The 26,113-nt window shown below is 60.0% G+C and carries 23 protein-coding genes and 2 tRNA genes; 19 read left to right on the forward strand and 6 right to left on the reverse strand.

From position 1 onward, the window contains the following. Nucleotides 1-7: 7 nt before the first annotated feature. The 9 genes from cobA (at nt 8) to GY33_RS0103845 (ending at nt 10,952) form a co-directional block, all read left to right on the forward strand. Complete coding sequence (gene cobA / locus GY33_RS0103805) at nt 8-1,546, forward strand: uroporphyrinogen-III C-methyltransferase (RefSeq protein WP_031386065.1); 1,539 nt, start codon at nt 8-10, stop codon at nt 1,544-1,546. Beyond that, nucleotides 1,543-2,223: a phosphoribosylglycinamide formyltransferase gene (gene purN / locus GY33_RS0103810; protein ID WP_031386066.1), complete on the forward strand. Its 681-nt coding sequence runs from the start codon at nt 1,543-1,545 to the stop codon at nt 2,221-2,223. Before cobA ends, purN begins: the two co-directional genes overlap by 4 nt. Nucleotides 2,224-2,234: 11 nt before the next feature. Continuing rightward, nucleotides 2,235-2,780: an AmmeMemoRadiSam system protein A gene (amrA, locus tag GY33_RS0103815; RefSeq protein WP_031386067.1), complete on the forward strand. Its 546-nt coding sequence runs from the start codon at nt 2,235-2,237 to the stop codon at nt 2,778-2,780. A 42-nt stretch (nt 2,781-2,822) separates the two neighbouring features. Further along, nucleotides 2,823-5,207: an EAL domain-containing protein gene (locus GY33_RS19615; protein WP_051822264.1), complete on the forward strand. Its 2,385-nt coding sequence runs from the start codon at nt 2,823-2,825 to the stop codon at nt 5,205-5,207. 72 nt (nt 5,208-5,279) lie between these two features. Next, the gene (gene lepA, locus GY33_RS0103825) at nt 5,280-7,079 is read left to right on the forward strand and encodes a translation elongation factor 4 (RefSeq protein WP_031386069.1); all 1,800 of its coding nucleotides are present in this window, start codon (nt 5,280-5,282) and stop codon (nt 7,077-7,079) included. Between the two features lie 18 nt (nt 7,080-7,097). Further along, nucleotides 7,098-7,697, forward strand: coding sequence for a signal peptidase I (gene lepB / locus GY33_RS0103830; protein WP_031386070.1), 600 nt, complete (start codon nt 7,098-7,100; stop codon nt 7,695-7,697). A 13-nt stretch (nt 7,698-7,710) separates the two neighbouring features. Continuing rightward, complete coding sequence (gene lepB / locus GY33_RS0103835) at nt 7,711-8,382, forward strand: signal peptidase I (protein ID WP_031386071.1); 672 nt, start codon at nt 7,711-7,713, stop codon at nt 8,380-8,382. 24 nt (nt 8,383-8,406) lie between these two features. Next, on the forward strand, nt 8,407-9,948 hold the full coding sequence (locus tag GY33_RS0103840; protein WP_031386072.1) for a YifB family Mg chelatase-like AAA ATPase: 1,542 nt from the start codon (nt 8,407-8,409) through the stop codon (nt 9,946-9,948). Between the two features lie 89 nt (nt 9,949-10,037). Further along, nucleotides 10,038-10,952, forward strand: a complete 915-nt coding sequence (locus tag GY33_RS0103845; protein ID WP_152555065.1) for a PilZ domain-containing protein — start codon at nt 10,038-10,040, stop codon at nt 10,950-10,952. A gap of 175 nt (nt 10,953-11,127) precedes the next feature. Here GY33_RS0103845 and GY33_RS0103850 read toward each other — a convergent pair whose 3' ends face one another. The 5 genes from GY33_RS0103850 to upp all read right to left on the reverse strand — a co-directional run bounded on the left by GY33_RS0103850 (nt 11,128) and on the right by upp (nt 14,565). Continuing rightward, nucleotides 11,128-11,526: a response regulator gene (locus GY33_RS0103850; RefSeq protein WP_031386074.1), complete on the reverse strand. Its 399-nt coding sequence runs from the start codon at nt 11,524-11,526 to the stop codon at nt 11,128-11,130. 171 nt (nt 11,527-11,697) lie between these two features. Next, nucleotides 11,698-11,773 (reverse strand) — tRNA-Asn (locus GY33_RS0103855). A 42-nt stretch (nt 11,774-11,815) separates the two neighbouring features. After that, the gene (locus GY33_RS0103860) at nt 11,816-12,553 is read right to left on the reverse strand and encodes a molecular chaperone TorD family protein (RefSeq protein WP_084184760.1); all 738 of its coding nucleotides are present in this window, start codon (nt 12,551-12,553) and stop codon (nt 11,816-11,818) included. Between the two features lie 109 nt (nt 12,554-12,662). After that, nucleotides 12,663-13,922: a uracil-xanthine permease family protein gene (locus GY33_RS0103865; RefSeq protein WP_031386076.1), complete on the reverse strand. Its 1,260-nt coding sequence runs from the start codon at nt 13,920-13,922 to the stop codon at nt 12,663-12,665. A gap of 16 nt (nt 13,923-13,938) precedes the next feature. Beyond that, nucleotides 13,939-14,565 (reverse strand): uracil phosphoribosyltransferase, encoded by a 627-nt coding sequence (upp, locus tag GY33_RS0103870; RefSeq protein ID WP_031386077.1) that lies wholly within the window; start codon nt 14,563-14,565, stop codon nt 13,939-13,941. A 362-nt stretch (nt 14,566-14,927) separates the two neighbouring features. Between upp and lysS the strand changes: the two genes are divergently transcribed. The 9 genes from lysS (at nt 14,928) to GY33_RS0103915 (ending at nt 25,003) form a co-directional block, all read left to right on the forward strand. After that, nucleotides 14,928-16,442, forward strand: a complete 1,515-nt coding sequence (lysS, locus tag GY33_RS0103875) for a lysine--tRNA ligase (protein ID WP_031386078.1) — start codon at nt 14,928-14,930, stop codon at nt 16,440-16,442. Next, nucleotides 16,439-17,668 (forward strand): lipoprotein-releasing ABC transporter permease subunit, encoded by a 1,230-nt coding sequence (locus GY33_RS0103880; RefSeq protein ID WP_031386079.1) that lies wholly within the window; start codon nt 16,439-16,441, stop codon nt 17,666-17,668. The genes lysS and GY33_RS0103880 overlap by 4 nt, the downstream gene beginning before the upstream one ends. Continuing rightward, entirely contained in the window at nt 17,661-18,344 is a 684-nt protein-coding gene (locus tag GY33_RS0103885) for an ABC transporter ATP-binding protein (protein WP_031386080.1), read from the forward strand. The genes GY33_RS0103880 and GY33_RS0103885 overlap by 8 nt, the downstream gene beginning before the upstream one ends. Before the next feature lie 25 nt (nt 18,345-18,369). Further along, on the forward strand, nt 18,370-21,087 hold the full coding sequence (gene bamA / locus GY33_RS0103890) for an outer membrane protein assembly factor BamA (RefSeq protein WP_084184761.1): 2,718 nt from the start codon (nt 18,370-18,372) through the stop codon (nt 21,085-21,087). A gap of 62 nt (nt 21,088-21,149) precedes the next feature. After that, complete coding sequence (locus GY33_RS0103895; RefSeq protein WP_031386082.1) at nt 21,150-21,680, forward strand: OmpH family outer membrane protein; 531 nt, start codon at nt 21,150-21,152, stop codon at nt 21,678-21,680. Nucleotides 21,681-21,685: 5 nt separating this feature from the next. Next, on the forward strand, nt 21,686-22,723 hold the full coding sequence (gene lpxD, locus GY33_RS0103900; protein WP_031386083.1) for a UDP-3-O-(3-hydroxymyristoyl)glucosamine N-acyltransferase: 1,038 nt from the start codon (nt 21,686-21,688) through the stop codon (nt 22,721-22,723). Next, the gene (fabZ, locus tag GY33_RS0103905) at nt 22,720-23,187 is read left to right on the forward strand and encodes a 3-hydroxyacyl-ACP dehydratase FabZ (protein ID WP_031386084.1); all 468 of its coding nucleotides are present in this window, start codon (nt 22,720-22,722) and stop codon (nt 23,185-23,187) included. Before lpxD ends, fabZ begins: the two co-directional genes overlap by 4 nt. Then, nucleotides 23,187-24,008 carry an acyl-ACP--UDP-N-acetylglucosamine O-acyltransferase gene (lpxA, locus tag GY33_RS0103910; protein WP_031386085.1) on the forward strand — a complete coding sequence of 274 codons (822 nt, stop codon included), beginning with the start codon at nt 23,187-23,189 and terminating at the stop codon, nt 24,006-24,008. The genes fabZ and lpxA overlap by 1 nt, the downstream gene beginning before the upstream one ends. A gap of 152 nt (nt 24,009-24,160) precedes the next feature. Then, complete coding sequence (locus GY33_RS0103915) at nt 24,161-25,003, forward strand: LpxI family protein (RefSeq protein ID WP_035271216.1); 843 nt, start codon at nt 24,161-24,163, stop codon at nt 25,001-25,003. Here GY33_RS0103915 and fdhD read toward each other — a convergent pair. After that, nucleotides 24,998-25,840 (reverse strand): formate dehydrogenase accessory sulfurtransferase FdhD, encoded by an 843-nt coding sequence (gene fdhD / locus GY33_RS0103920; RefSeq protein ID WP_051822265.1) that lies wholly within the window; start codon nt 25,838-25,840, stop codon nt 24,998-25,000. The genes GY33_RS0103915 and fdhD overlap by 6 nt on opposite strands. Nucleotides 25,841-25,968: 128 nt before the next feature. On the opposite strand from fdhD, the gene GY33_RS0103925 reads away from it, so the two are divergent. After that, nucleotides 25,969-26,057: transfer RNA gene (locus GY33_RS0103925), tRNA-Leu, on the forward strand. Nucleotides 26,058-26,113 lie beyond the last annotated feature (56 nt).

Here is a 26,113-nt window from a genome sequence, read left to right on the forward strand (position 1 = left end):
AGCATTCATGTCCAAAGTCTACCTGCTGGGCGCCGGGCCCGGCGATCCGGAGTTGATCACGCTCAAGGCCAAGCGGTTGTTGGAGAGCGCGGATACGGTGGTTTACGACTATCTGGCCAATCCGCGATTTCTGGCTTGGTGCCGACCGGACGCGGAAATATATTACGTCGGCAAGAAAGGCGGCGACCATACCCTGCCCCAGGACAAGATCAACGATCTGTTGGTGGAGCGGGCCAAGGCGGGGAAGGTCGTGGCCCGGCTCAAGGGGGGAGATCCGTACGTCTTCGGGCGGGGGGCGGAGGAGGTTGAGGAGCTTTTGGAGCACGGCATCGAATTCGAGGTGGTCCCCGGGGTGACCTCGGCCGTGGCCGCTCCGGCGTATGCCGGGATTCCGCTGACCCATCGCCGTTTCGCCTCTTCGGTGTCCTTCATCACCGGCCACGAGGACCCGACCAAGGCCGAGAGCGCTCATGACTGGGAGGCTTTGGCGCGAAGCACCAGCACCCTGGTTTTTTTCATGGGCGTGAAGAACCTGCCGGAAATTTCGGCCAATCTGATCAAGGCCGGACTGCCCGGAAGCACCCCGGCGGCCCTGGTCCGCTGGGGAACAACCTGCCGGCAGCGCTCGCTGATTTCCACATTGGCCGATATTGCCGAGGAGTCCCAAAAACAGGGGTTCAAGCCTCCATCCTTGTTGGTGGTGGGCAAAGTGGTTTCCCTGCACGACAAGCTGAACTGGTTCGAGCGGCGACCTCTGCTGGGCAAGGGCGTGGTGGTCACCCGCTCCCGGGAGCAGGCCAGCGACGTGGTGGCCACCCTGGAGAACCTGGGAGCCTGTTGCTATGAGTTTCCGACCATTGCCGTGGAACCCATGAAGGATGCGGCGCCCATTCAGGAAGCCGCCGGACGGCTGGGCGACTACGACTGGGTGGTCTTCACATCGGTCAATGGCGTGCGCATGTTCTGGGACGTGCTGGAAGGCCAGGGGCTGGACGCCCGGGCCTTTGCCGCAACCAGGGTGGCGGCCATTGGCCCGGCCACGGCCGAGGGGCTGGCTGGGCGGGGCATCCGGGCCGATTTCGTCCCGGAAAAGTACGTGGCCGAGGACATCGTCCAGGGGCTGCTGGCCAGGGACGTAGTCGGCAAGCGGGTGCTGATTCCCAGGGCCGAGCTGGCTCGTGAAGTCCTGCCCGAAGAATTGCTCCGGGCAGGAGCCCAGGTGGAGGTGCTGCCGGTGTACCGGACACTGCCGGTGGCCAAGGGCGCACAGGACGTGACGACCGCCCTGGAGAACGGAGAGATTCAGTACATTACGTTCACCAGTTCCTCCACGGTGACCAACTTTTTCGCGGCCATCCGCCCGGACTTGATTCAAAAGCACCGCGCCGCGCTGAAACTGGTCTGCATCGGGCCGGTTACCGAACGCACCTTGCAAAACCATGGCTTTCAGGGCGACATTCAGCCCGAGGACTATACCATTCCGGCCATGGTTCAGGCCATCCTGGATCATGCCGGTCAAGGCCGCTCCGGGGGCGCGGGGGCATGACCCTACCCATTGGCGTGCTCATTTCCGGAAGCGGGTCCAATCTCCAGGCCCTGATCGACCGGATGGAAGCCGGGGTACTGGATGTGACCATCCAGACAGTGATTTCCAACATCCACGGAGTCAAGGGGTTGGAACGGGCAGCGAAACATGGCATCTTCTCTCAGACTCTGTCCCATCGGGACTATTCGGACCGGGAGTCCTACGACCGGGTATTGGTCCGCGCCCTACGCGACGCCGGGGTCCAGGCCTTGGTCCTGGCCGGATTCATGCGTCTTGTGGGGCCGGAACTCCTGGCCGCCTTCCCTGGGCGGGTGCTGAACATCCATCCGGCGCTGCTGCCGTCCTTTCCCGGGCTGCACGCCCAGGACCAGGCCGCGGCGTACGGAGTCCGTTTGGCCGGATGCACGGTGCATTTCGTGGATGAAGAGGTGGACCACGGCCCGATCATCATCCAGGCCGCGGTCCCGGCCTTGCCCGGTGAGGAGGCCGAAGCACTGGGCGGCCGCATCCTGGCTTTGGAGCATCGTATTTTTCCTCAGGCCCTCCAATGGCTGGCCGAAGGCAGGCTGGACGTCCAAAATCGTCAGGTGGTGGTCCGTCCCGGAGAGCGACCCTTAGCCACCAGGAACGACCTGCCGCCGTGTCTGGTTTTTCCGCCGTTGGAAGAGGGGTTTTAGGGAGAACGAACATGAGCGAATTTGAGTTTGAACTGTCCCAGGCGGAGCGGGATTATCTGCGGGAGTTGGCCCGGCTGAGCATTGCTTCCCGGTTTGACGCGAACGTGATGCTGCCGAAGCCGATTTCGGAAAAGCTGGAGCAGCCATTCGGCGCGTTCGTGACCCTTAAGAAGCAAGGCCATTTGCGCGGGTGTATCGGACATGTCATCGGCGACCAGCCGATCCGGGAAACCATCATCCGCATGGCCGCGGCCGCGGCCTTCAACGATCCCCGGTTTCCCCCGGTGAACAAGGAGGAACTCACCGATCTGAGCGTGGAGATTTCAATCCTCAGCCCGCTGGTCCCCTGCGCTGCCGAGGATGTCGTTCCGGGCCGACACGGACTGCTGGTGCGCCGCGGCCCGCATTCCGGCCTGCTTTTGCCCCAGGTGGCCGCGGAACACGTCTGGGACCGGGAGACGTTTCTAGCCCAGACCTGCCGAAAAGCCGGACTCCCCGGCAATGCTTGGCAGCAACAGGGCACGGAGATATTTTGCTTCGAGGCGGTCATTTTTTAGCTGACCGGCAAGGTCGTTTCAGCGTTGCATGGAGGGTTTGTCATGAATTCTGATCACACCCAGTCCCCTTTGATCCTTATCGTTGACGACGAGGCGGTGAACAGGCTGATTCTGGAGTCCAACTTGAAACGGCAGGGGTTTCGGACCATCTCCACGTCGTCGGGTCAGGAGTGCCTTGATCTGGCCCGACGGGATCAGCCGGATCTGGTACTCCTGGACATCATCATGCCCGGAATGGACGGCTTTCAGACCTGCCAACTCCTCAAGGACGCTCCTGAAACCCGGGACATTCCAGTCATCTTCCTCTCCGCGCTCACGGATACCGGCGTGAAGACCAAGGGGTTCGAGGCCGGCGGGGTGGATTACGTCAGCAAACCCTTTGACGCCAAGGAACTCCTGGCCCGGGTGCGCACGCATCTGACGTTGCGCAATCAGGAACGACAGCTACGGGTCTATTCGGAGAAGCTTGAGGAGATGGTCGACGAGCGGACCACCAAGCTGAAGCAGGCCGAACAGGAGCTGCAACGCAATTACGACATGCAGACCGCTTTGAATCAACTGCTCCACCTTTCCTTGCAGGAGCTGCCCTTGGAGGAACTGCTGCAACAGTGTCTGGACAGCATCCTGGGCATTTCCTGGCTGACATTGCAGAATCGAGGCTGCGTCTACCTCCAGGAGGACGAAGGAAGCGTTTACCGCATGGTGGCGCAGCGCAATTTGCCGGAACACGTTCAGGACCAATGCGCGACCATCGTTCCAGGAGAGTGCGCTTGCGGAAAGGCCATCGAGGAACAACGCGTTCTGGTGGTCCCGGATGAGGATATCGAGCACAACAAGCTTGCACCGGAAGGCGTCGAACCGCACAGTAATATCTGCGTTCCAATTCGATCCCAGCACGCGACATTGGGAGTTTTGAACCTCTATGTCCATCGGGGTGCTCGGATGACGCAGCCGGAGTCGATCTTTTTCGGGGCCGTGGCCAACACCCTGATGCAGATGATCCTCTACAAACGGGCCGAGCAGCGCATGCTGCACCATGTCCTTCACGAGCCGCTGAGCAACCTGCCCAACAGGACGGCCTTGTTGGACGGCCTGAACATGGAGATCAAACAGGCCCGCGACGTGGAAGGCTATCGATTCGCCCTGGTGTTGATTAATCTGGACCGCTTCAATCGGTTCAACGAAAGTTTGGGTTACGATCTGGGCGACAAATTGATCCTCTCCAGCATTCAGCGCATTCTTGATGAACGCAAGGCGGACGAGGACGTCTTTCACTTGGGCGGGGACGGGTTCGCCGTTTTGAACCGTCGGTTGCAAGAGGTTGCCGATCCGCTGCTCCTGGCTGAGCGGATACTGGACAGCCTGAAGCACCCGCATCAACTTGACAACCATGAAATCCAGACCTCGGCCTCGGCCGGGGTGGTGCTCTCCGATGCCCGGTACAATCAAGGCGAGGATCTGCTACGGGACGCGGACATCGCCTTGCATTTGGCCAAGTCCCGTGGGCGGGGCCGGTTCGAGGTCTTCAGCCATGTGATGCACGAAAAAGCCAGGCAGACCATGCAGACCTTCATGGATCTGCGTTTGGCCCTGCAACGGGACGAATTCGTCCTGTTCTATCAGCCCATCATTTGTCTGACCACACGACGGATTGTTGGGGTGGAGGCGCTGATTCGTTGGATTCACCCCGTCCGGGGCATGATCAGTCCCGCGGAATTCATTCCCTTGGCCGAGGAGACCGGATTGATCCTGCCCATGGGGCGCTGGGTCCTGGGAAAAGCTTGCCTGGATATGCGCGATTTCACCGGGAGCAAAGATTCGCCGAACTCTCCGAAGCCGTTCATGGTCAGCGTGAACTTATCCGGAAAGCAGTTCGCCCAGTCAGATCTCTACGAGCAGGTGGAGGCCGTACTCAAGGAGACCGACTTTCCTCCGGAGTGCCTCAAGCTGGAAATCACGGAAAGCGTGGTCATGGAAAACGCCGAGGCGGCCACGCGGATTCTGGCGCGCCTCAAGCGCCTGAACATCAAGATTGCCATCGACGACTTCGGCACCGGCTACTCGTCTCTCTCCTATCTGCACCGCTTTTCCGCGGACATTCTGAAGGTGGACCGCTCCTTTGTCAGCCGGATGCATCTGGGCGGCGAAAACCTGGAAATCATTCGGACCATCGTCACTCTGGCCCAGGCGTTGAAGATGGAAGTGGTCGCGGAAGGCGTGGAAACAGAAGATGAGATGAAAAAATTGGCCGCGTTGCGCTGCGACTACGCCCAGGGGTTTTATTTCGCCAAACCCATGCCGCTGGAGCAATTGCGCGAAGGGACGTTGGACGGCCTCTCTCAGGGGGATCAATCAGCGGCCAAGGACAGGCGGGACGGTCCGCTCGATCGGCGTGAAACCCCAGGACGCCGTGATACGGACGGGTGATCCCGTTTCTATTTCCGGCCATTATTTCGGCTTGCCCCAATGGGCTATGCGGGGTAAGGAAACCCCCTCATCATGATTGACCAGAAAAACATTCGCAACTTCAGCATCATCGCGCACATTGACCACGGAAAATCCACCCTGGCCGACCGCATTCTGCAGATCTCCGGCCTCGTGGACGCCCGCCAGATGAAAGAGCAGTACCTGGACCGGCTGGACCTGGAGCGGGAGCGGGGCATCACCATCAAGGCCCAGAGCGTGCGCATCCCCTATAAGGCCAAGGACGGACGCGAGTACATCCTGAACCTGATCGACACCCCCGGACACGTGGACTTCAGCTACGAAGTCTCCCGCAGCCTGGTGGCCTGCGAAGGCGCCCTGCTGGTGGTGGACGCCTCCCAGGGGGTCGAGGCCCAGAGCTTGGCCAACGCCTACTTGGCCCTGGAAAACAACCTGGAGATCATTCCGGTCCTGAACAAGATCGACCTGCCCAGCGCGGAACCGGAGCGGATAAAGACCGAGATCGAGGAAGTGATCGGCCTGGACTGCCGGGACGCGCTGATGATCAGCGCCAAGACCGGGCAGGGTGTTCCGGAAGTTCTGGAACGGATCATCACCGACCTGCCGCCGCCCAAGGGTGAAGAGAACGCCTCGCTCAAGGCCTTGATCTTCGACTCCTGGTACGACACCTACCTCGGGGTGGTGATTCTGTTTCGGGTCATGGACGGTCGGATTCGCAACGGTCAGTTCATCCTGCTGCATTCCAACAAGGCCAGGTTCGAGGTCACCAAGCTGGGAGTTTTTTCCCCCGAGCCCCTGGCCGTGGACGAACTCGGACCGGGCGAGGTCGGCTTCCTCTGCGCCGGGATCAAGAACCTGACCGACGCCCGGGTCGGTGACACCATCACGGACCCGGACAATCCGACCCTCACGCCCCTGCCCGGGTTCAAGAAAATCACGGCCATGGTCTTTTGCGGGATGTATCCGGTGGAGCCCAATGAATACGGCTCGCTCAAATATTCCCTGGAAAAGTTGCAGCTCAACGACGCGGCCTTCTCCTTTGAGCCGGAAACCTCTCATGCCCTGGGATTCGGCTTCCGCTGCGGCTTTCTTGGGCTGTTGCACATGGAGATCATCCAGGAACGATTGGAGCGGGAGTTCCAGGCCCGGCTGCTGGTCACCGCGCCCTCGGTGATCTACGAGGTCAAGACCTTGGAGGGCGAGACCCTCTCCGTGGACAATCCCAGCAAGCTGCCCCCGCTGAACAAGATCGAATTCATCGCCGAGCCCTACGTGCACATGGAGGTCCACGTTCCCAATGAGTATCTGGGCGCGGTGCTGGCCCTGTGCGAGGAGTGCCGGGGCAAGCAGAAGGATCTCCGCTTTCTGTCCTCCACCAGGGTCATCGTGACCTACGAACTGCCTTTCGCGGAAATCGTGTACGATTTTTTCGACCGGCTCAAGTCCGTAACCCGCGGCTACGCCTCCCTGGATTACGAGTTCATTGATTTCAGGCCCTCGGAACTGGTCAAGCTGGACATCCTGATCAACAACGAAGGCGTGGACGCCCTGTCCATCATCGTACACAAGGACAAGGCCTACGCTCAGGGACGGGAACTGGCCAGCCGCCTACGCCAGGTCATTCCCCGCCAGTTGTTCGAGGTGGTCATTCAGGCCGCCATCGGGCAGCGGGTCATCGCCAAGGAACGCATCGCGCCGATGCGCAAAAACGTCACGGCCAAGTGCTATGGCGGCGACATCACCCGCAAGCGCAAGCTTCTGGAAAAGCAGAAGGAAGGGAAGCGGCGCATGAAACGGATGGGCAACATCGACATTCCCCAGGAAGCCTTCCTGGCCGTGTTGCGCAAGGAATAGGACATTTAAGGAGTCTTCATGAACCCCCGCTGGCAAACCGCGCTCAAGGAATATTCCGAGGCCCTGATCATCGCACTGATCCTGGCTTTGATCATTCGCACGTTCATCATTCAAGCCTTCAAGATCCCCTCCGGCTCCATGCTGGAGACCCTGCAGATCGGAGACCGCCTGTTCGTGACCAAATTCGCCTACGACATCAAAGCACCCTTCACGGACTGGAGCATCCTCTCGACCCAGGACCCTGAACACGGTGACGTGATCGTCTTCCGCTACCCGGAGGATCCGTCCAAGGACTTTATCAAGCGCGTGACCGCGCTACCCGGGGACGAGGTGGAAGTGCGGGATCAGACCCTGTACATCAACGGCGAAGTGGTGGACGAGCCCTATCTGACCCTGCACCCCGGTCCGACACGGGTCCATTTCGGGCCGCGAACCGTGCCCGAGGATCACTACTTTGTCCTGGGCGACAACCGGTTTAATTCCCATGACTCCCGGTTCTGGGGGTTCGTGCCTAGGTCGCAGATCCGAGGCAAGGCGTGGCGGATATACTGGTCCGCCAATCCGCGCTGGTTTTTGAGCGACGTACGCTGGAACCGGGTTGGCCAGCGGATTGAGTAGAGCTGTTTCGCGCATGTCCAAATCCCTGGCTACCACCCTGGGGGAATACGCCAAGGCTATTCTCCTGGCCGTGGTCCTGGCCCTGCTGATCCGGTCCTTCGTGGTCCAGGCCTTCAAGATTCCCTCTGGCTCCATGCTGGATACCCTCCTGGTCGGCGACCATCTCCTGGTCACCAAGTTCGCCTACGACGTGAAGATTCCGCTGACCGGGGCCGTCATTGAGTTGGACGAACCGGAGCGCGGGGATATCGTGGTGTTTTTGTTCGGTCAGGACGTTCCCGTCTTTACCGAGGAGCCGGCCCGGTGGTTGCAATGCTCCCTGCCCGGTCTGGCCGACGAGGCCTGCCCCCAGGACTTCATCAAGCGTGTCGTCGGCCTGCCCGGCGACATCGTGGAAATCCGTCGGAAACGAGTTCTGGTCAATGGGCGCGAGCTGGACGAGCCCTACGTCCAGTTCCGGGACGCCACACTCCGCGACGTCCAACCCAGAGATCGTCTCGGCCCGCTCAAGGTTCCCGAGGGTAAATACTTCGTGCTGGGCGACAACCGTGACGAATCGTTGGATTCCCGGTTCTGGGGGTTCGTGGATCGGGAGCGGATCAAGGGCAAGGCTTGGCGGATCTACTGGTCCTGGGAGGCGGGGAAAGGACCCCGCTGGGAGCGGGTGGGCCGCATATTACAATAAGCCGACGACCTAAACGGGAGGACCATGCTGGCCAAAATCGCCACCACCGCGCTGATGGGCATTGAGGCCTTTCACGTGGAGTTGGAAGTGGATTTCGCCCGCCAGGGCATGCCTTCGTTCACCATGGTCGGCTTGGCCGAGGGCGCGGTACGGGAGAGCAAGGAGCGGGTTTTCGCGGCATTGAAGAACACCGGCTTCAAGCTGCCCCCGGCCCGGATCACCGTGAACCTGGCCCCGGCGGACATGCGCAAGGAAGGCAGCGCCTACGACCTGCCCCTGGCGGTGGGTCTGCTCACCGGGGTGGAAGTGCTGCGCCAGGAACAGGTTCAGGACTTTTTCCTGGCTGGCGAGCTGTCCCTCAACGGCGAACTCAAGCCCGTGTCCGGCATTCTTCCGCTGGCCTTGAAGGCCCGGGCCCAGGGAGCAAGAGGGCTGATCGTCCCCGCGGACAACGCCCAGGAAGCGGCGGTGGTCAAGGAATTGTCCGTGTACGGGGCGGAGAGTCTGGCCCAGGCCGTGCGCTTCCTGCTGGGCGAGGAAGCCATCCCCGAGGCGGTCTGCGATTTGGACGAACTCTGGAAAAATCGCACCAAGTCGATCCTGGACTTCAGCGAGGTCAAGGGCCAGGAGCACGCCAAGCGGGCCATTGAAATCGCCGCCGCGGGAAATCACAACCTCCTCTTCCTCGGCCCTCCGGGGAGCGGCAAGACCATGCTGGCCAAACGGCTGCCTTCGATATTGCCGGCCCTGGAGTTCGAGGAAGCCCTCGAAGTGACTAAGATCTACAGCGTGGCCGGGATGCTTTCCAAGGACCAGCCGCTGGTGGTGATTCGTCCGTTTCGCTCCCCGCACCACACCATTTCCGACGCCGGGTTGATCGGCGGGGGCCACTACCCCAGGCCGGGTGAGGTCTCTCTGGCCCATCGCGGCGTGCTCTTTCTGGATGAACTGCCGGAATTCAAGAAGCATGTCCTGGAAGTGCTGCGGCAACCTTTGGAAGACGGTTTGGTGACCATTTCCCGCGCCGCCATGTCCCTGACCTATCCAGCGGACCTGATGCTCGTGGCGGCCATGAATCCCTGCCCCTGCGGCTACCTCACCGATGAACAGCACCAGTGCACCTGCTCGCCGCAGCAGATCCAGCGCTACCGCTCCCGCCTCTCCGGGCCGCTTCTGGACCGGATCGATCTGCACGTGGAAGTCCCGGCAGTACCCTACAAAGAACTCCGCAGACAACGTGGCTCCCGCGATTCCGCGGCCATGCTCGAAAGCATCGAAAAGGCCAGGGCCTTGCAGTACCAACGCTTTCGCGACTCTCCCCTGCTGACCAACAGCGACCTGGATGGAAAGTGGCTGAATTCGTTCTGCCCGCTGGGCGACGCGGAGCATCATTTTCTGGGGGCCGCAGTGCAGCGATTGAGCCTCAGCGCCAGGGCCTACACCCGCGTCCTGCGCATCGCCCGGACCATCGCGGACCTCGAAGGGACGGAGACGCTGTCGTCCGACCACTTGGCCGAGGCCATCAATTACCGCACCCTGGACCGACAAGCCCAGACGTGGTCCTGATGGGGGCCTGATCCGGATAAAGCCAGGGATTGGCCTGGAGCTTGCGCTATAAATCGGTTCAAAATCTTCCCCATAACCAAGTGCCGCCCATGACCTCAGCCCTGAGCATCACCAATTTGAGCACCATCCAAAGCCTTTTGGGGGATGCCCAGGATTTGCGCGCCAAGTTGATCATCTCGCCGGATCGAGAGCACGGCGGCCGACTCGACGTCACCGGCGTCCTACGCGAAATAGGCGTCAATGATCTGATCATCGAGATATCCGGGCAAAGTGCCAACCCAGCCTGGGTCGGACACAAGGTTATCTGTTACTTCAAAGCTCGTGACCATGTCAGGAAGACGGACATCTTTTACAATTTCACTTCTCCGGTTCTGGATGTCGCCGGCTCCAGTTCCAACTCCATTCTGGTCTTGGAGAAACCCTCCGTACTGGACATCGGCCAACGCCGGTCAAATATTCGTCTGGATCCAGCCACGGGCGACATTCTGAACTTTTCGCTTTGGGAAGAAGGAAAGATGGTCTTTCGGTGCCCCAAGGCCGACCGAGCCAAACTGCGTCCGCCCATCGTCGGAGGGCAGCACTTCGAACAAGGCTTGGTAATCGTTCAAGACGTTTCCGCGGGTGGTCTTAGGATACGGCTGACCGCGAAGCTACTCAAAGACATTTCCAACGAAACCCTTTCGGAAAATAGGGGGGCCGCCGCGGAGGGCAAGTCGGAGAGCCCTGCCGCGTGGGCCAAAGGTGATAGACTGGTCATCTGGCTTGTCTTGAGCGAGCAGGCCGATAGCGGCCATCAGGTCGTTTGGCTGAAAGGGAGAATCACTTACGGACGAAAAGATTATTTGAACAAAGACATGGAAATCGGGGTGGAATTCACCCACCACGGGAAAAATGACCCGAGCGGCAAGATCGTCTGGAACCCGGTGCGTGAGAACGATATTCAGGAATTGGGAGCCTGGGTCTATCAGCGATACCTAGAACGATTTCGTCGAGGAATCGTTTAACGGACCTCTTTGAAGACGGAACCTATCCTTGCGATCTCATGAAAAAAGCCGCGCAAGAATGAGAACTTGCGTGGCTTTTTATGAGCAAAGAGGGGCGTCGTGCTGGGGGAACATTCGGTCGACTCCGGGGAGCGGGAAGGGTAGATTGAAAAGATGGCCTGGAAGCGAGGAAAAATCAGATTCGCAGGCCGGTGTTGCGAATGACTTCCAAAAGCAGGCTTTTGTCGATGGGTTTGACCAGATACGAGCTGGCGCCGCCCTTGTAGTAGGCATCCACGACATTTTTCGGATCACCCAGGGCCGTGAGCATGATCACCCGGGTTTCGTCCTTGGGGCTGATGTTTTGGGAGCGTTCGTATTCTCTGATTTCCATCAAGGCTTGTTGGCCGTCCTTGATGGGCATCATGATGTCCATCAAGACCAGATCGTAAGGCTGTCCTTCCTCGTAGGCCATTTTGAAAGCTTGAACCGCTTCTTCACCATTGACCGCCAAATCGCACTGCGCGTAGGGCTTGACGATCCGCTGAAGCATCAATCTGCTGGTAAAGTCGTCCTCCACGATCAGAAAGCGCATATACCCACCTCGTTGGTTTTCTCGTCAGTCGAGCATGTTGATGGAAAAGAGCCCTACCCCATGTCTTACCCTGCCGCAAGCTGGTAGGCATTTTTCGCATCTCGTCGGGAAAGCGTGGAACAGTTCGGACACAAAAAAACCCCGTCTGTTTCAGACGGGGTTTGATTGTCATGGCTCCCCGGGACGGACTTGAACCGCCAACCTAGTGGTTAACAGCCACCCGCTCTGCCGATTGAGCTACCAGGGAATGCGTTGAAGGAAAGGTGTTTATATCAGGCTCTTCCTCTCGTCAAGTGATGGAGACGGAGAAGGGAAATTTTTCATCTTTGGTGCATTCGGTCAAAACGACAAGAATCGTCGCCGCGAGGTGAAACAAAGGGGAGGCCTGGGCCTCGATCATCCGCCTTTGCAGTTCGCCGACCCAAGACGAAAGCATTTGGCGGGCGAATTCGGAGGGTGATTCGCCAGGTGACCCGCCAAGTGACTCCATGGGCGCGGAACTCGTGGCGCACAAGTCGTCCGTTGATGAGTCGGGCGATGAAGTCGGCGACAAAGCCCGTGGTGGATGATGTTCCGGGATAAGGGCCATCAGGTAGGCCAACTCAATGGCAATGTGATCCGGAGGCATGCCCAGCGACGCATCGACCTTCAGGCCGGCCCGGTCCAGTCGGGACTGCATGGCCACGGCCGGTTCGCCCATCATCAGGCCTTCGCCGGTGTAACACGACTGGCTCAAGGGGACGCCCGCGCCGCCGCGATGGTTCACGAACAGCCGGACGTACTCCGCTTCCAGGTTCTCGGGCGTCATGTCCGGGGCTTGCTTGTCGGCCAGGGCGAGCACGTGGTCGGCACGGTCGAGCAGGACGCCGTCGATCAGCCCTCGGGACTCCAGGAACAGGAGGATTCCGGCCAATTTAGGCAGGCAATCGGTTCGGACCTGGGACCACTGACCCCCGTCGGCTCCCCGGAAGACCCAGGCCACGGCCTCCAGTCCCCACAGCAATGTGCGGCGTGCATCCTCACTCATTTTGAAAATACCTCGTGAAGGTTTCTGGGTTCAGGGGGTCAACGATTGAAAGATGTACGGTACGGTGCTCCTGTCGCTGACCCCCTGAGCCGCTGTGATCACCCCCAACCTAAATCTTTCGATCAGGCAGAATCAGGTTCAAGACAATGCCCGCGATGGCCGCCAGGCCGATGCCCTTGAGCACGAACTCGCCGGTCTGAAAGGCCATGCCGCCCATGCCGAAGACCACGATCACGGAGATGATGATCAGGTTGCGGGGTTCCATCAGGTCTTCCTTGGCCCGGACCAGGGTGTTCAGTCCAACCACCATGATTGCCCCGAAAAGCAGGACCAGGATGCCGCCCATGACCGGGACCGGGATGGTTTGCAGCAACGCGCCGAGCTTGCCCACGAAGGCCAGAACGATGGCGGCGATGGCCGCCCAGGTCATGATCGCCGGGTTGAAGGCCTTGGTCAGGGCCACGCCGCCGGTGACTTCGGAATAGGTGGTGTTGGGCGGTCCGCCCAGGCAGGCGGCCACGGAGGTGGCCAGGCCGTCGCCGAACATGGTCCGGTGAATGCCCGGGTCCTTGACGTAGTTTTTGCCGGTCAGGCTGCTCACGGCCAGGATGTCCCCGAAGTGTTCGATGGCCGGGGCGATGGCGATGGGCACGATGAACAGTACGGCCTGCCAGTTCCATTCAGGAAGAACGAAATTGGGCAGGGCCAGCCAGGGGGCCTCCCGGACCGGCGTGAAATCGACCAGGCCGTACAGGAGACAGAGCACATATCCCACAATGATGCCGAACATGATCGGCACCAGGCGAAAGACGCCCTTGCCCAGCAGGGTGACCACGATGGTGGTGGCCAGGGAGGCCAGGGCAATGAACAATGCCAAGCCTTCGCTGATCAATTGGATGGAACCGTCCCCGGTCTTGCCCAAGGCCATGTTCACGGCCACCGGGGCCAGGATCAGCCCGATGACCATGATCACCGGTGCATAGACGATGGGCGGCAGGACGCGCATCAGGATGCCCGGCCCCTGCCATTTGATGAACAGTCCCAGGACAACGTACACGAGGCCGGCCGCGGCCAAGCCGGACATGGTAGCCGGAATGCCCCAGGTCTGGACGCCGAACATGATGGCCGGGATGAAGGCGAAGGAGGAAGCCAGAAACACAGGAACCTTGCCCTTGGTGATGATCTGAAACAGCAATGTCCCGACGCCGGCCGTGAACAAGGCCACATTGGGGTCCAGTCCGGTGAGCAGCGGAACCAGGACCAGGGCGCCGAAGGCGATGAACAGCATCTGGAGGCCCAGAAGGCTGTCTTTGAGTCGAAAATTGTATTCAGGCGTGGAAATCGTCGATGTCGTTTGTTCCGTCGTCATGATGGCTCCCTCAAGATTATTTGGTGCCGAAGATCTTGTCTCCGGCGTCTCCCAGTCCGGGCAGGATGTAGCCTCGCTCGTCAAGGCGTTCGTCCACGGCCGCCAGATAGATTTCCACGTCCGGATGGGCCGCTTCCACCCGGCGCAGACCTTCTGGCGCGGCCACCAGAAAGACGCCCTTGATCCGACGACAACCGGCTTCCTTGAGCAGATCGATGGTGGCCAGCAGCGTCCCGCCGGTGGCCAGCATCGGGTCCAGGATCAAGGCCATTCGTTGCTCGATGTTCCCCGCGGTTTTGACGTAGTAGCGCACCGGTTCCAGGGTTTCCTCGTTGCGGTAAATACCGATCACACTGACCTTGGCCCCAGGAATCATGTCCAGCACGCCGTCCAGCATGCCCAGGCCGGCCCGGAGAATGGGTACCACGGTGATTTTTTTGCCCTTGATCCGCTCCACTTGAACGGAGCCGCACCATCCCTTGACGGTCTTGGGTTCCGTAACGAGGTCCTTGGTTGCCTCGTAGGTCAACAGTCTGGCCAGTTCCGAGGCCAGTTCCCGAAAATTCTTGGTGCTGACGTCATGCTGACGCATGACGCCAAGTTTGTGCTGTACGAGCGGATGGCGAACCACATGGACGGACACGGGCACCTCCTAAGGAGTTGGTGGGATTCTGGACTGGATGGACGCGAAAATCTCCGACTCTTAATCCGTATTGAAAACCCTGGTCAAGCTGAACGTTGCGGAGCTGCTGGCCAGTGTCGTCGATTTCTTGACGAATCGGCGGACTTGGCATACGCAATCACGTTGCGTTTCGGCTGATCGCGGACCAAATGCGCCCAAACTCGCAACGACTCGTCGCATTCCGTGGATGGCTCCATTCCGGCGTTGGATACCCGCTCTTAATGAGCAGAGCTTCTCTTGTCATGCCGTTAAACGTCATCAGCCCCTTCTTCCGCTGTTCCCGAATCACCCCATCATGGTCCACGACCATGAACAACTGAGGAATGATCTTGACTACCGAGCAGAACCAAAACATGAGCCAGCTCCAAAAGCAGCGACTGGAGAAATTCACCCAGCTTCAGGCGTCCGGAGTGGCCCTGTATCCAAACGATTTTCGAAAGAACACCGAACTGGCGCGGATCAAGGCCGCGTACGGAGACCATGACGAGGCGGCCCTGGAGGCCTTGGAAAAGACCTTCGCCGTGGCCGGACGGGTAATGAGCCAGCGGTCCTTCGGCAAAGCCGCTTTTCTGCACCTTCAGGACGCCACGGACCAGATGCAGGTTTTTGTCCAGCGCGATGCCGTGGGTACGGAAAAATACGCGCTCTTCAAGAAATTCGACATCGGCGACATTGTCGGCGTACGGGGCCGTCTGTTCCGGACCAAGACCGGCGAGCTGACCATCAAGGCCGAAAGCGTGGATCTGGTCAGCAAGGCCTTGCGTCCTTTGCCCGAGAAGTATCACGGTTTGAAAGACGTGGAGGTCCGCTATCGCCAACGCTACGTGGATCTGATGGTCAACCCCCGGACCCGGGAAATTTTTCAACGCCGGACCCAGATCGTCCGCTTTCTGCGTTCCTACCTGGATAACGAGGGCTTCATGGAAGTGGAGACGCCGATGATGCAGCCCATCCCCGGCGGGGCCACGGCCCGACCCTTCACGACCCATCACAAGGCCCTGGACATGAAGCTCTATCTGCGCATCGCTCCTGAGCTGTACCTGAAACGGTTGCTGGTGGGCGGGTTTGAACGGGTCTATGAGATCAATCGTAATTTTCGCAACGAGGGCATTTCCACCCAGCACAACCCGGAATTCACCATGCTGGAGTTCTACTGGGCCTATGCCGACTACCAGGACTTGATGGACCTGACCGAACGGATGTTCGCGGATCTGGCCCGGACCGTCACGGGAAGCGAGGTGGTTCCGTATCAGGGCGAGATGATCAACCTGGGCGGCTCCTGGCAGCGGCTGACCTTTTTCCAGTCCCTGGAGACCCTTGGCGGGCTGCGGCCGGAGCAGTATATGGAGTACGACCAGGCCAGGAGCCTGGTGGTCAAGCTGGGAGAAAAGGCCCATGTGAATGAGAAGCTGGGCAAGCTCCAGGCCAAGCTGTTCGATCTATTGGTGGAGCCCAAGCTGATTCAGCCCCATTTCATCTATCACTATCCCACGGATATTTCTCCTCTCTCCCGGCGCAACGAGGACGACCCCCAGGTCACGGACCGCTTCGAGCTGTTCATCGCCGGCAGGGAGATGGCCAATGCCTTTTCCGAATTGAACGACCCCATGGACCAGCGCGGCCGCTTTGAGGAGCAGGTCAAGGAGAAGGAGGCCGGAGACGAGGAAGCCCACTTTATGGACGACGACTATGTCCGGGCCCTGGAGTACGGCATGCCACCGGCAGCGGGCGAGGGCGTGGGCATCGACCGTTTGGTGATGCTGCTTACGGACAGCCCTTCAATCCGTGAAGTCATCCTGTTTCCGTTGCTGCGTCCGGAGGTCGGCCCGACCCCATGAGATTCGAGCGCTTCATCGCCCTGCGCTACCTTCTGACCCGAGGCAACCATGCCTTCATCTCCGTCATTTCCTGGGTTTCCGTGCTTGGCGTGGCCCTGGGCGTGGCCGCCCTGATCGTGGTTCTGGGGGTGATGAACGGTTTCAGCAACGAACTGCGCGACAAGATCCTCGGGGTGAACGCCCATATAGTGGTCACCAGTTTGGAAGGCGTGATTCGGGACTATGATCATCTGACCGAAAAGGCAGCCGCGGTTTCAGGGGTCGTTGGGGCCATGCCCTTCGTCTATTCGGAAGTGATGTTGAGCACGAGTATGGGCGTCAAGGGCGTTGTGCTTCGCGGGATTGACCCCGCTGCCGCTCATGGCGTGATCACCTTGTCCCGTGACCTGATCATGGGCGATGTCCAGGATTTGGTGGACGACCCCGCCGGACGGGGAATCTTCGTCGGATCTGAACTGGCGGGGAGACTCGGGGTGCGGGTTGGTTCCGAAGTGAATCTGCTTTCCCCCGCGGGGCAGCGCTCCGCGGCCGGCTTTGCCCCCAGCGTGGAAACCTTCGTGGTCCGGGGGGTGTTTCGGACCGGGATGTACGAATATGACTCCTCCCTGGCCTACCTGACCATCCCCGCGGCCCAATCCGTATTGGGGTTTCGCGGCGATTTAGTCACCGGCCTGGAAGTCCGGTTGCGCGACGTGGACGCCGCGCCCCGGGTCGCCCAGGAGCTGGAACGAACCCTGGGCGGTTTTCCCTTGCAGGTCCGAACCTGGATGGAGATGAACCAGAACCTCTTTGCCGCGCTCAAGCTGGAAAAGGCGGCCATGTTCGTGATCCTGGTGATGATCGTCCTGGTCGGCTCCTTCAGCATCATCACCACGCTGGTGATGTTGGTCATGGAGAAGACCCGGGATATCGCCATCCTGGCCTCCATGGGCGCGGGGCCAAAGCGGATCGCCCGGATATTCATCTTCCTGGGCACGATCATCGGGGCCGTGGGCACGAGCCTGGGCTTCGCCATCGGTTTGCTGCTCTGTTTTCTGCTCCAGCGCTATCAGTTCATTCAACTGCCCATGGACGTCTATTATCTGGATCACCTGCCGGTGCTGCTCCAATGGACGGACATGGCCATCATCGCCCTGGCGGCGATGGGAATGTGTTTTTTGGCCACGCTCTATCCGGCCCGCCAGGCGTCCCGGTTGCAACCCGCCGAGGCTCTGCGGTATGAGTGACGCATTGTTGCTTGACGTGCGCGGACTGGGCAAGGAGGTACTCAGCGCGGCGGAGCGGTTGGCCATCCTCAAACGCGTGGACTTCACCCTGCGGACCGGGGAAACCGCGGCCGTGCTCGGTGCTTCGGGATCGGGGAAATCCACCTTGCTGCACATCCTGGGGACCCTTGACCAGGCCACCTCCGGGTCAGTTTATTTTGCCGGTCGGGACACGACCACGTTGACCCGGACTGAAAAGGATCGACTGCGTAACGAGAGCATCGGCTTCGTATTTCAGTTTCATCATCTGTTGCCGGAATTCTCCACCTTGGAGAATGTGGCCATGCCCGGGCTGATCGCTGGACGATCCCATGCATGGTCCCGACGCGAGGCCGAGACCATGCTGGACATGGTCGGCCTAGCGGACCGAGGTCAACACCGGGTGACCACCCTTTCCGGCGGCGAGCGTCAACGGGTGGCTATTGCCCGGGCGTTGCTGCTCAAGCCCAGGCTGGTCCTGGCGGACGAACCCACCGGGAACCTGGACGAAGAAGCCGGAGAAAGCGTGAAGCGCGTGCTTTTGGAACTGAATCAAACCCTGGGAACGAGCTTGGTCGTCGTGACCCATAATCACGATCTGGCTCAAGCCATGCGACATCGATACGAGTTGCGTGGCGGTGAGCTGTTTTCCTTGTAACCTTGGCGCCCCTGCGAGGCATATTATGATCCCCAAATTTCGTCTGTTTTCGCTCAAGTCGACTCGTCTGGGACCGATAGGCGGCGTTCTCCTCGCCATGGTCTTGTTTTCCGTGTTTTGGTTTGTCACGCCATATCAGGCCGCGGCCCAGACCGGTTCCGCCACAAAACTGATCGTCCTGCCCTTTGAAATCAACGCTGCTCCCGACCTCGACCATCTCCATGAAGGACTTCCGGAGCTGTTGCGGGACCAGCTGCGGGCCAACGGTTTCGAGGTTCACCCCGGAGACCAGACCTCGCTACTGTTGCGCGACCAGGAATTGACCGAGTTGGACTTGTCCGCGGCTCGGGACATGGCGCTGCTTTCCGCGTCCGCGCACGCCATCTACGGGAGTTTCAGCCAGATAGGCGAAAACATCAGCCTGGACGTGCGGTTGGTGGAGGCCTTTGGTCTGAAACCGGCCAAGTCGTTTTTCGTGGTCCGGGACGGGTTGATCAATCTGCTGCCCGCGGTGGAAGAGTTGGCCGAGTTGGTCACCCGCGAGTTGCGCCAAGTGGAGACCATCGCCGAGATTCTGGTGGAAGGGAACCAAACCCTGGGATCAGACGTGGTCCTGCTGCGTATTCGCAGCCAGAAGGGGGACATTTATGATCCTCAGGTGGTCAACGAGGATATCCGACGTCTTTTTGAACTGGGCTTTTTCGACGACATCACCATCCAGGTAGAGGACGGGCCCAGCGGCAAGATCCTGACCTTCGAAGTCACCGAGCGTCCTCGAATCCAGGCCATCAGCGTGGTCGGAGCCAAGGAAATCAAGGAAGGAGACATTCTCAAGGCCATCACCACCCGCTCGGGAAGCATCATCAACCCCAGGATATTGTCCGACGACCTGGGCAAGATCAGGGAATTGTACCGGCAAAAGGGGTACTATCTGGCCCAGGTGGACTACAACCTGGAACAGACCGATCCTCGTCAGGCCAGGCTGAACATCACCGTTGATGAAGGCAACCGGCTGTTTATCCGCGATATCGTCATCGAGGGGGCCGAGTCCCTGAGCCAGCGGGAGTTGCGTAAGGAATTGGTGCTTGGCGAGCGGGGGCTTTTTTCCTGGCTGACCGGTACGGGAATCTTGCGGGAGGAATTGTTGGAACGTGACGCTGCGGCTTTGGAAGCCTACTATGCCAATCGCGGTTTTCTGGACGCCCGGGTCGGCCAGCCGGAAGTGGAGTACCTGGAGGAGGGCATCCGGATCACCTTTAAAGTTGAAGAAGGCTCCAGGTACAAAGTCGGAACCATCGGCTTTCGCGGCGACCTGCTGGATCCTGAAGAAGAACTTTTGAAGTTGATTTCCCTGGACGACCTCCAGGCGCGAGGCACGTATTTCGACCGATCCGTCCTGCGCCAAGATCTGCAGAGCTTGGCTGACCACTATACCGAGTACGGATACGCCTTTGCCCAGAGCGACGCCCAGTTGGACATCCAGCGGGATGAACTGCTGGTCAACGTGGTCTACATCCTGGATAAGGGCTCTTTGGTCTACATCCGTCGCGTACTGATCGAGGGCAATACGAAAACACGGGACAACGTCATCCGTCGGGAGATGCGTCTCGGGGACGGGGATTTGTTCAGCGGCGCCAAATTGGCCCGCTCCAATGAACGGCTCGTGCGGCTGGATTTCTTCGAATTGGTGGACATTGAAACGCTGGCCACGCCTGATCCCAGCGAGTTGGATCTGAAGGTCACGGTCAAGGAAAAGCCCACTGGGATGCTCAGCGCCGGGCTTGGCTATTCCAGCCTGGACAAGGTTTTCGTTTCCGGCACGGTCCAAGAGCGCAATCTGTTCGGCAGGGCCTACAACCTGTCCTTTAGAGGCACCTTCAGCGGTCGCAGCACGATCTACGACCTCAGTCTGACCAATCCGGCCTGGCGGGATTCGCTTTTGGGGGTGGGGGCGGACCTCTATTACTGGACCCGGGATTACAAGGATTACGACCGGAAGGCCGTGGGCGGTCGGTTTCGGCTGTCCTACCCGCTCGGAGAGTACACCAGGCTGTTCTGGAACTACCGACTGGAGCGGTACACCATTTCCGACGTCAAGGAGAACGCGGCCCAGCGCATTCGGGACGCCGAAGGCACCAAATGGGCCAGTTCCACGTATGCCGCCGTCAGCAGAGACACTACGGACAGGATCTTCAATCCTTCCCGGGGCACTGTGAACACGCTTTCGGTCCAGTATGCCGGCGGCGCGTTGCAGGGCGACGACCACTTCATTAAATCCTCTTACGATTCACACTTCTACTATCCGCTTTTCTGGGGCACGGTCTTCCACTGGCGAGGTCAGATCGGCTTGCTGTTCGACAACGACGGCAAAGAGGCCCCGGTTTTTGAACGGTTCTATCTTGGCGGAATCGACAGTGTCCGCGGCTATCCGGGGATGGAGATCTCGCCTCGGGACCCGGAAACCAACGACCGAATCGGCGGTACGAAGCAGTTTTTCACCAATTTCGAGTACATGTTTCCTTTGAACCAGGAGATGGGCTTGGTCGGCCTGCTCTTTTTCGACGCGGGTAACGTCTGGGACCATGGCGAGAGCTTCGGGTCCGATCTGTATAAGAGCATCGGTGCCGGCATTCGCTGGTACTCGCCTCTGGGACCATTGCGTCTGGAATACGGTTATGGACTTGATCGCCTTGAAGGCGATCGCCAAAGTGGAATAGAGTTTACTATTGGCCAAATATTCTAGGATCATCACGAAAGGCTGTTTTTCGTCACTTAACCAATCAGACAACAATTCAAGGAGTCAGTATGCGTTTGTGTTTTCGTGCGTTGCTCGTCGCGGCGCTGTTTTTGGCGGTCGGAACGGCCACTCCGGCCTGGGCCCAGGTCAAGGTCGGCATCCTGGACATGCAGGCGATTATCGCGGAGTCGGTTCCCGGCCAGGAAGCCATGAACGAGTTGCGCACCCGGTTTGAATCCATGCGCACCGAATTGGACGCGCAGAACGAGGCTATCGGCAAGCTGCGTGACGAGTTGCAGCGCCAAAGCATGGTCCTCAGCCAGGAAGCCCAGCAGGACAAGGAACTGGAGTACCGCCGGAAGGTGCGTGACTTTCAAGACCAGTTTCAGTCCTTTCAGATGAAGATGAAGGGCGAGGAGGATCGTCTGAGTGAGCCAATTCTGGAGCTGCTGATCAATGTCATCAACACGTACGGCAGACAGAACAACTTTACCATGATCATCGACGGCAACGCCTCCGGTTTGGTGTATGCCGACGAAGCCGTGATCATTACCGACGCAGTGAAAGAAGAGTTGAACAAGGCTTGGCGGGCCAGGTAGCCGCCATGGCCTATACGCTCTCCGAATTGGCCGGTTTACTTGGGCTGTCCATGCAGGGAGCCGACCTAACCATTCACGGGCTGGCGGGCTTGGAAAGCGCGGGAGCCGAGGAGCTGAGCTTTCTTGCCGGATCGAAGCATTTGTCCCAACTCCGAACGACCAAGGCCGGGGCGGTGATCGTCCCGGCCGAGTTTGCGTCCGAGGTCGACTCGGGCCTGATCAGCGCCAATCCATACCTGGACTTCACGCGGGCTTTGCGCCTGTATGCCGTCCCACAAGGCCGACTTTCCGGCCTCAGCGAGGCGGCCTGGATTCATCCGGAGGCCCGTGTGGATTCCTCGACGACCCTCTACCCTCACGTCTTCGTGGGGCAGGGCGCGGAAATCGGAAAGGACTGTCGGCTGTTCAGCGGCGTGTATGTTGGCGAGGACTGTCGGATCGGCCAACGAGTGACCATCTACCCCAACGCCGTGCTCATGTCCGGGACGGTGGTGGGCGATGACGTGATCATTCACTCCGGTGCCGTTTTGGGCAGCGACGGGTTCGGCTACACTCCCGGCCCCCGAGGTCTGGAAAAGGTGCCCCAGATCGGCAACCTGGTGATCGAGAACCACGTGGAGATCGGGGCCAACACCACCATTGACCGGGCCACCTTGGGGACCACCCGAATCGGCGCCGGAACAAAAATCGACAACCTCGTGCAGATTGGACATAACGTGGAGATCGGACCTCATTGCATCCTGGTTTCCCAGGTGGGCATCGCCGGGAGTTCCAAGCTGGGCGAGCGGGTCACCCTCGCCGGCCAGGTTGGTGTGGCCGACCATCTGCATTTGGGCGATGGCTGCCGGGTCGGAGCCAAGTCCGGGGTGAACCGATCCCTTACCGGAGGCCAGGATTATCTCGGTTCTCCGGCGGTGGAAGCCAGGAAGTTCCTACGCGTCGCGGCCACCTGGAATCGCCTCCCGGACATGGCCAAGCGTCTGGCAGTACTGGAAAAAGAACTCGAAACCCTTAAAACGACCCTTTCCAAGGAAGAATCATGAGCAGTACCGACCCTTCGCGTATCGATATTCGGGGGATCATGGACCTGTTGCCCCATCGCTACCCACTGTTGCTGGTGGACCGGGTCCTGGAATACGAACCCAAGGCCTTCATTCGGGCGATCAAGAACGTTACGTTCAACGAGCCCTTTTTCCAGGGACATTTTCCCGGTTATCCCCTGATGCCCGGGGTGCTGATCATCGAGGCCCTGGCCCAGACTGCCGGGTTATTGCTGATGGTGAGCAAACCGAAAGATGAACTGCACAACAAACTTTTTCTGTTCACCGGGCTGGAGCGGGTCAAGTTTCGCCGACAGGTGGTGCCCGGAGACCAACTGGAACTCCACATGAGACACGTTAGAAACAAGATGAACGTCTGGAAAATGGAAGGAACGGCCCAGGTCAACGGACAGGTGGTGGCCGAGGCGATGCTCAGCGGAGCGTTCGTTGATCGGGAGCAGGCGTGATGGGTACCCGGATTCACCCTACCGCCGTCGTCGATCCTGGTGCTGATCTGGGCCAGGACGTCCAAATCGGACCAATGTGCGTCATCGACGCGGACGTGGTCGTCGGCGACCGGACCAAGATCGACGCCCAGGCCCGCATCCACGCCCACACCCGTCTCGGAACGGACAACCACGTGCATTCCTTCGCCTTCATCGGCGGCGATCCCCAGCATGTGAAATACAAAGGCGAACCGACCCTGCTGGAAATCGGCGACCGCAACCTGATCCGGGAATACGTCACCCTGCACCGGGGTACCGTTGGCGGCGAGGGAGTGACCCGCCTGGGCTCGGACTGTCTGCTGATGGCCTATGCCCACGTGGCCCACGACTGCGTGGTTGAGGACAAGGTGATCATGGCCAACGCGGCCACTCTGGGCGGACACGTACATGTCGGAACCAAGGCCGTGCTCGGCGGATTGTGCGCCGTGCATCAGTTCGCCCGGGTCGGAGCCTACGCCTTCATTGGGGGCAAGGCCGGGATCAGTCTGGACATCCCCCCGTACATGATCGCCACGGGCACCCCGGCCAAGCTTTACGGTCCCAACGTCATCGGACTGAAGCGTCAGGGATTCACCTCCGAAGCCGTGGCCGGGATCGAAAAAGCCTACAAGATCATCTGGCGTTCCGGAAAGAAGCGCCAGGACGCCATCGAAGAAGTCCGGCAGACCTGCCCCGATTCCTCCGAAGTCGCTTTCCTGCTCGAATTCCTCCAGGGCACGACCCGGGGCGTTTCCGCGGACAACCAGCTCGCGGTCAACGGCCAGGACATTCCGCTGTATTGAGACGGAATGGTGCAGGCAGGAGGCAGGAGAAAGAATTCAGGAGTCAGAATTCAGTATTCAGAATCCAGATTTTAGACTCCTGACTCCTGAATTCTGACTTCTGAATTCTATATTCAACTGCCTGGAACGGTCTGGGGCAGAAGCAGGCGGCGATGGATTTTCTTGACCAATCGAACACGGCGGACATTCGTTCCGGGACCCTGGCGATTATTGCCGGGGGGGGGCGTCTGCCGCGGTTGGTGCTGGACGGGGCGCGGGCCATGGGACTGCGCGTGGTGGGCGTGGGATTTGCCGGGGAGACCGAGGCGGATTTGGCCCAGGCCATGGACGCGTGGCAATGGCTGCATCTGGGCCAGTTGGGCAAGTTGATCGCCTTTTGCAAGCAGCAGGGCGTCGGACGGATCGTCATGGCCGGCAAGGTGCACAAGGCCCGGGCCGTGAATTTTCGGCCGGACTGGCGGGCGGCCAAACTGCTCTGGAAGATTCGGAATACGCAGGACGACGTGCTGTTGCGGGCCATCACCCAGGAACTGGAAAGCGAAGGCTTGACCGTGGTCGCGGCCCAGGATTTCCTTCCCCACCTGAAAACCCCGGAAGGGGAGCTGACCCGGCGCAGGCCCACGCCGGAAGAACAAGCGGACATTGAATTCGGCTGGCCCTTGGCCCGGCAAATGGGCTCCTTGGACGTGGGGCAGTGCGTGGTGGTTCGTAAGCGAAGCGCCGTGGCCGTGGAGGCCCTGGAAGGCACCGACGCCACGATTCTGCGGGCTGGCGAGTTGGTCGGGCCGGGGTGCGTGGTGATCAAGGTCTTCAAGCCGATCCAGGACCCGCGTCTGGACCTTCCGGCCATTGGTCCGCAAACCATTCGGACCATGATTCAAGCCCAGGCGTCCTGCCTGGCCGTGGAAGCGGGCCGCAGCCTGTTTCTGGACCTTCCGGAAAGCCTCAGCTTGGCCGAGTCGGCCGGAATCAGCATCGTCGGGCTGGCATCATGAGGCGGTCGTCGCGTCGGCGTCCGGCAACTGAGCGACGATTCGCCGGGGCGCGTTAAAGATATTCACCCGTCCCGGACGAGCGTAACCGCCCAAGGTCAGGTCGGCTCGCCTGGCGATGTCCAGACCCAAAGAGGACGGTGCGGATCGGGAGAGGACGATGGGGATGCCGATCCGGGCGCATTTCAAGACCATGTCCGAGGTCAGCCGACCAGTGGTGTAGACAGCGCCGCCCGTGGGAAAACGCCGCAGCAGGATCGCTCCGATGACCTTGTCCACGGCATTGTGCCGACCGACATCCTCGAAACATCCCAGAAAACGCCCCTCGGCCCAGTACCCGCAGGCATGTACGCAGTGGGTGTCCTGCTGCAAGGTGGACGCTCCCAGGGTCCCGCGGATCAGCTCGCCGACCTGAGCCAGGTCCATCCGGCTCTCCGCCGCGGGCGAAAATTCCTCCTCCAGCATTCTCCGACTGATCCGGCCGGTCCCCCCGCAACCCGAAGTGATGATGGTCTCCGGGTCCGCATCCCGGTCATCAGAGCGACCCTCGGTCCCCTCACCTCCTCGATCTTCCGTCCGCGCGTACACCGTGACCCGGCCCTGCTCGCAGAGCACAACCTCCACAATGTCTTCCGGCGTGGACACATACCCCTGCCCGAAAAGAAACCCGGCCCCGAACACGTCCAGGTCCTGGGCCAGCACCATAGCCGTCCCAATGACCCGTTCATTCAGGGCGACCTCCACGGGTTGTTCCACGAGAACCCGCTCCACTGCCGCTTCCTGACCGTCACGGGCGATGATCAGCGTGGAAACGGCGACATCCAAGGGTGAGGCGTGCATGACGAGGCATATCTCCTGTATTCGAAAATACCAACGCCTTTAGCAGGTTCCCAGCAAAAGCGAAAGGACGGAATCAGCTTATTGGCGATTGACGGGGGAAAGGTCAAAAGGATAAGTGGACGGGCAGTGCCCGGGTGGTGGAATTGGTAGACACAAGGGACTTAAAATCCCTCGCTCAGAGATGGGCGTGCCGGTTCGATTCCGGCCCTGGGCACCATTTTTCAGACTCCTCGATCCTTCGCGCAAGGACGCTTTCCGCCTATTGTCTTTTTG

Source organism: Desulfonatronum thiodismutans (assembly GCF_000717475.1).
Taxonomy (GTDB): Bacteria; Desulfobacterota; Desulfovibrionia; order Desulfovibrionales; family Desulfonatronaceae; genus Desulfonatronum; species Desulfonatronum thiodismutans.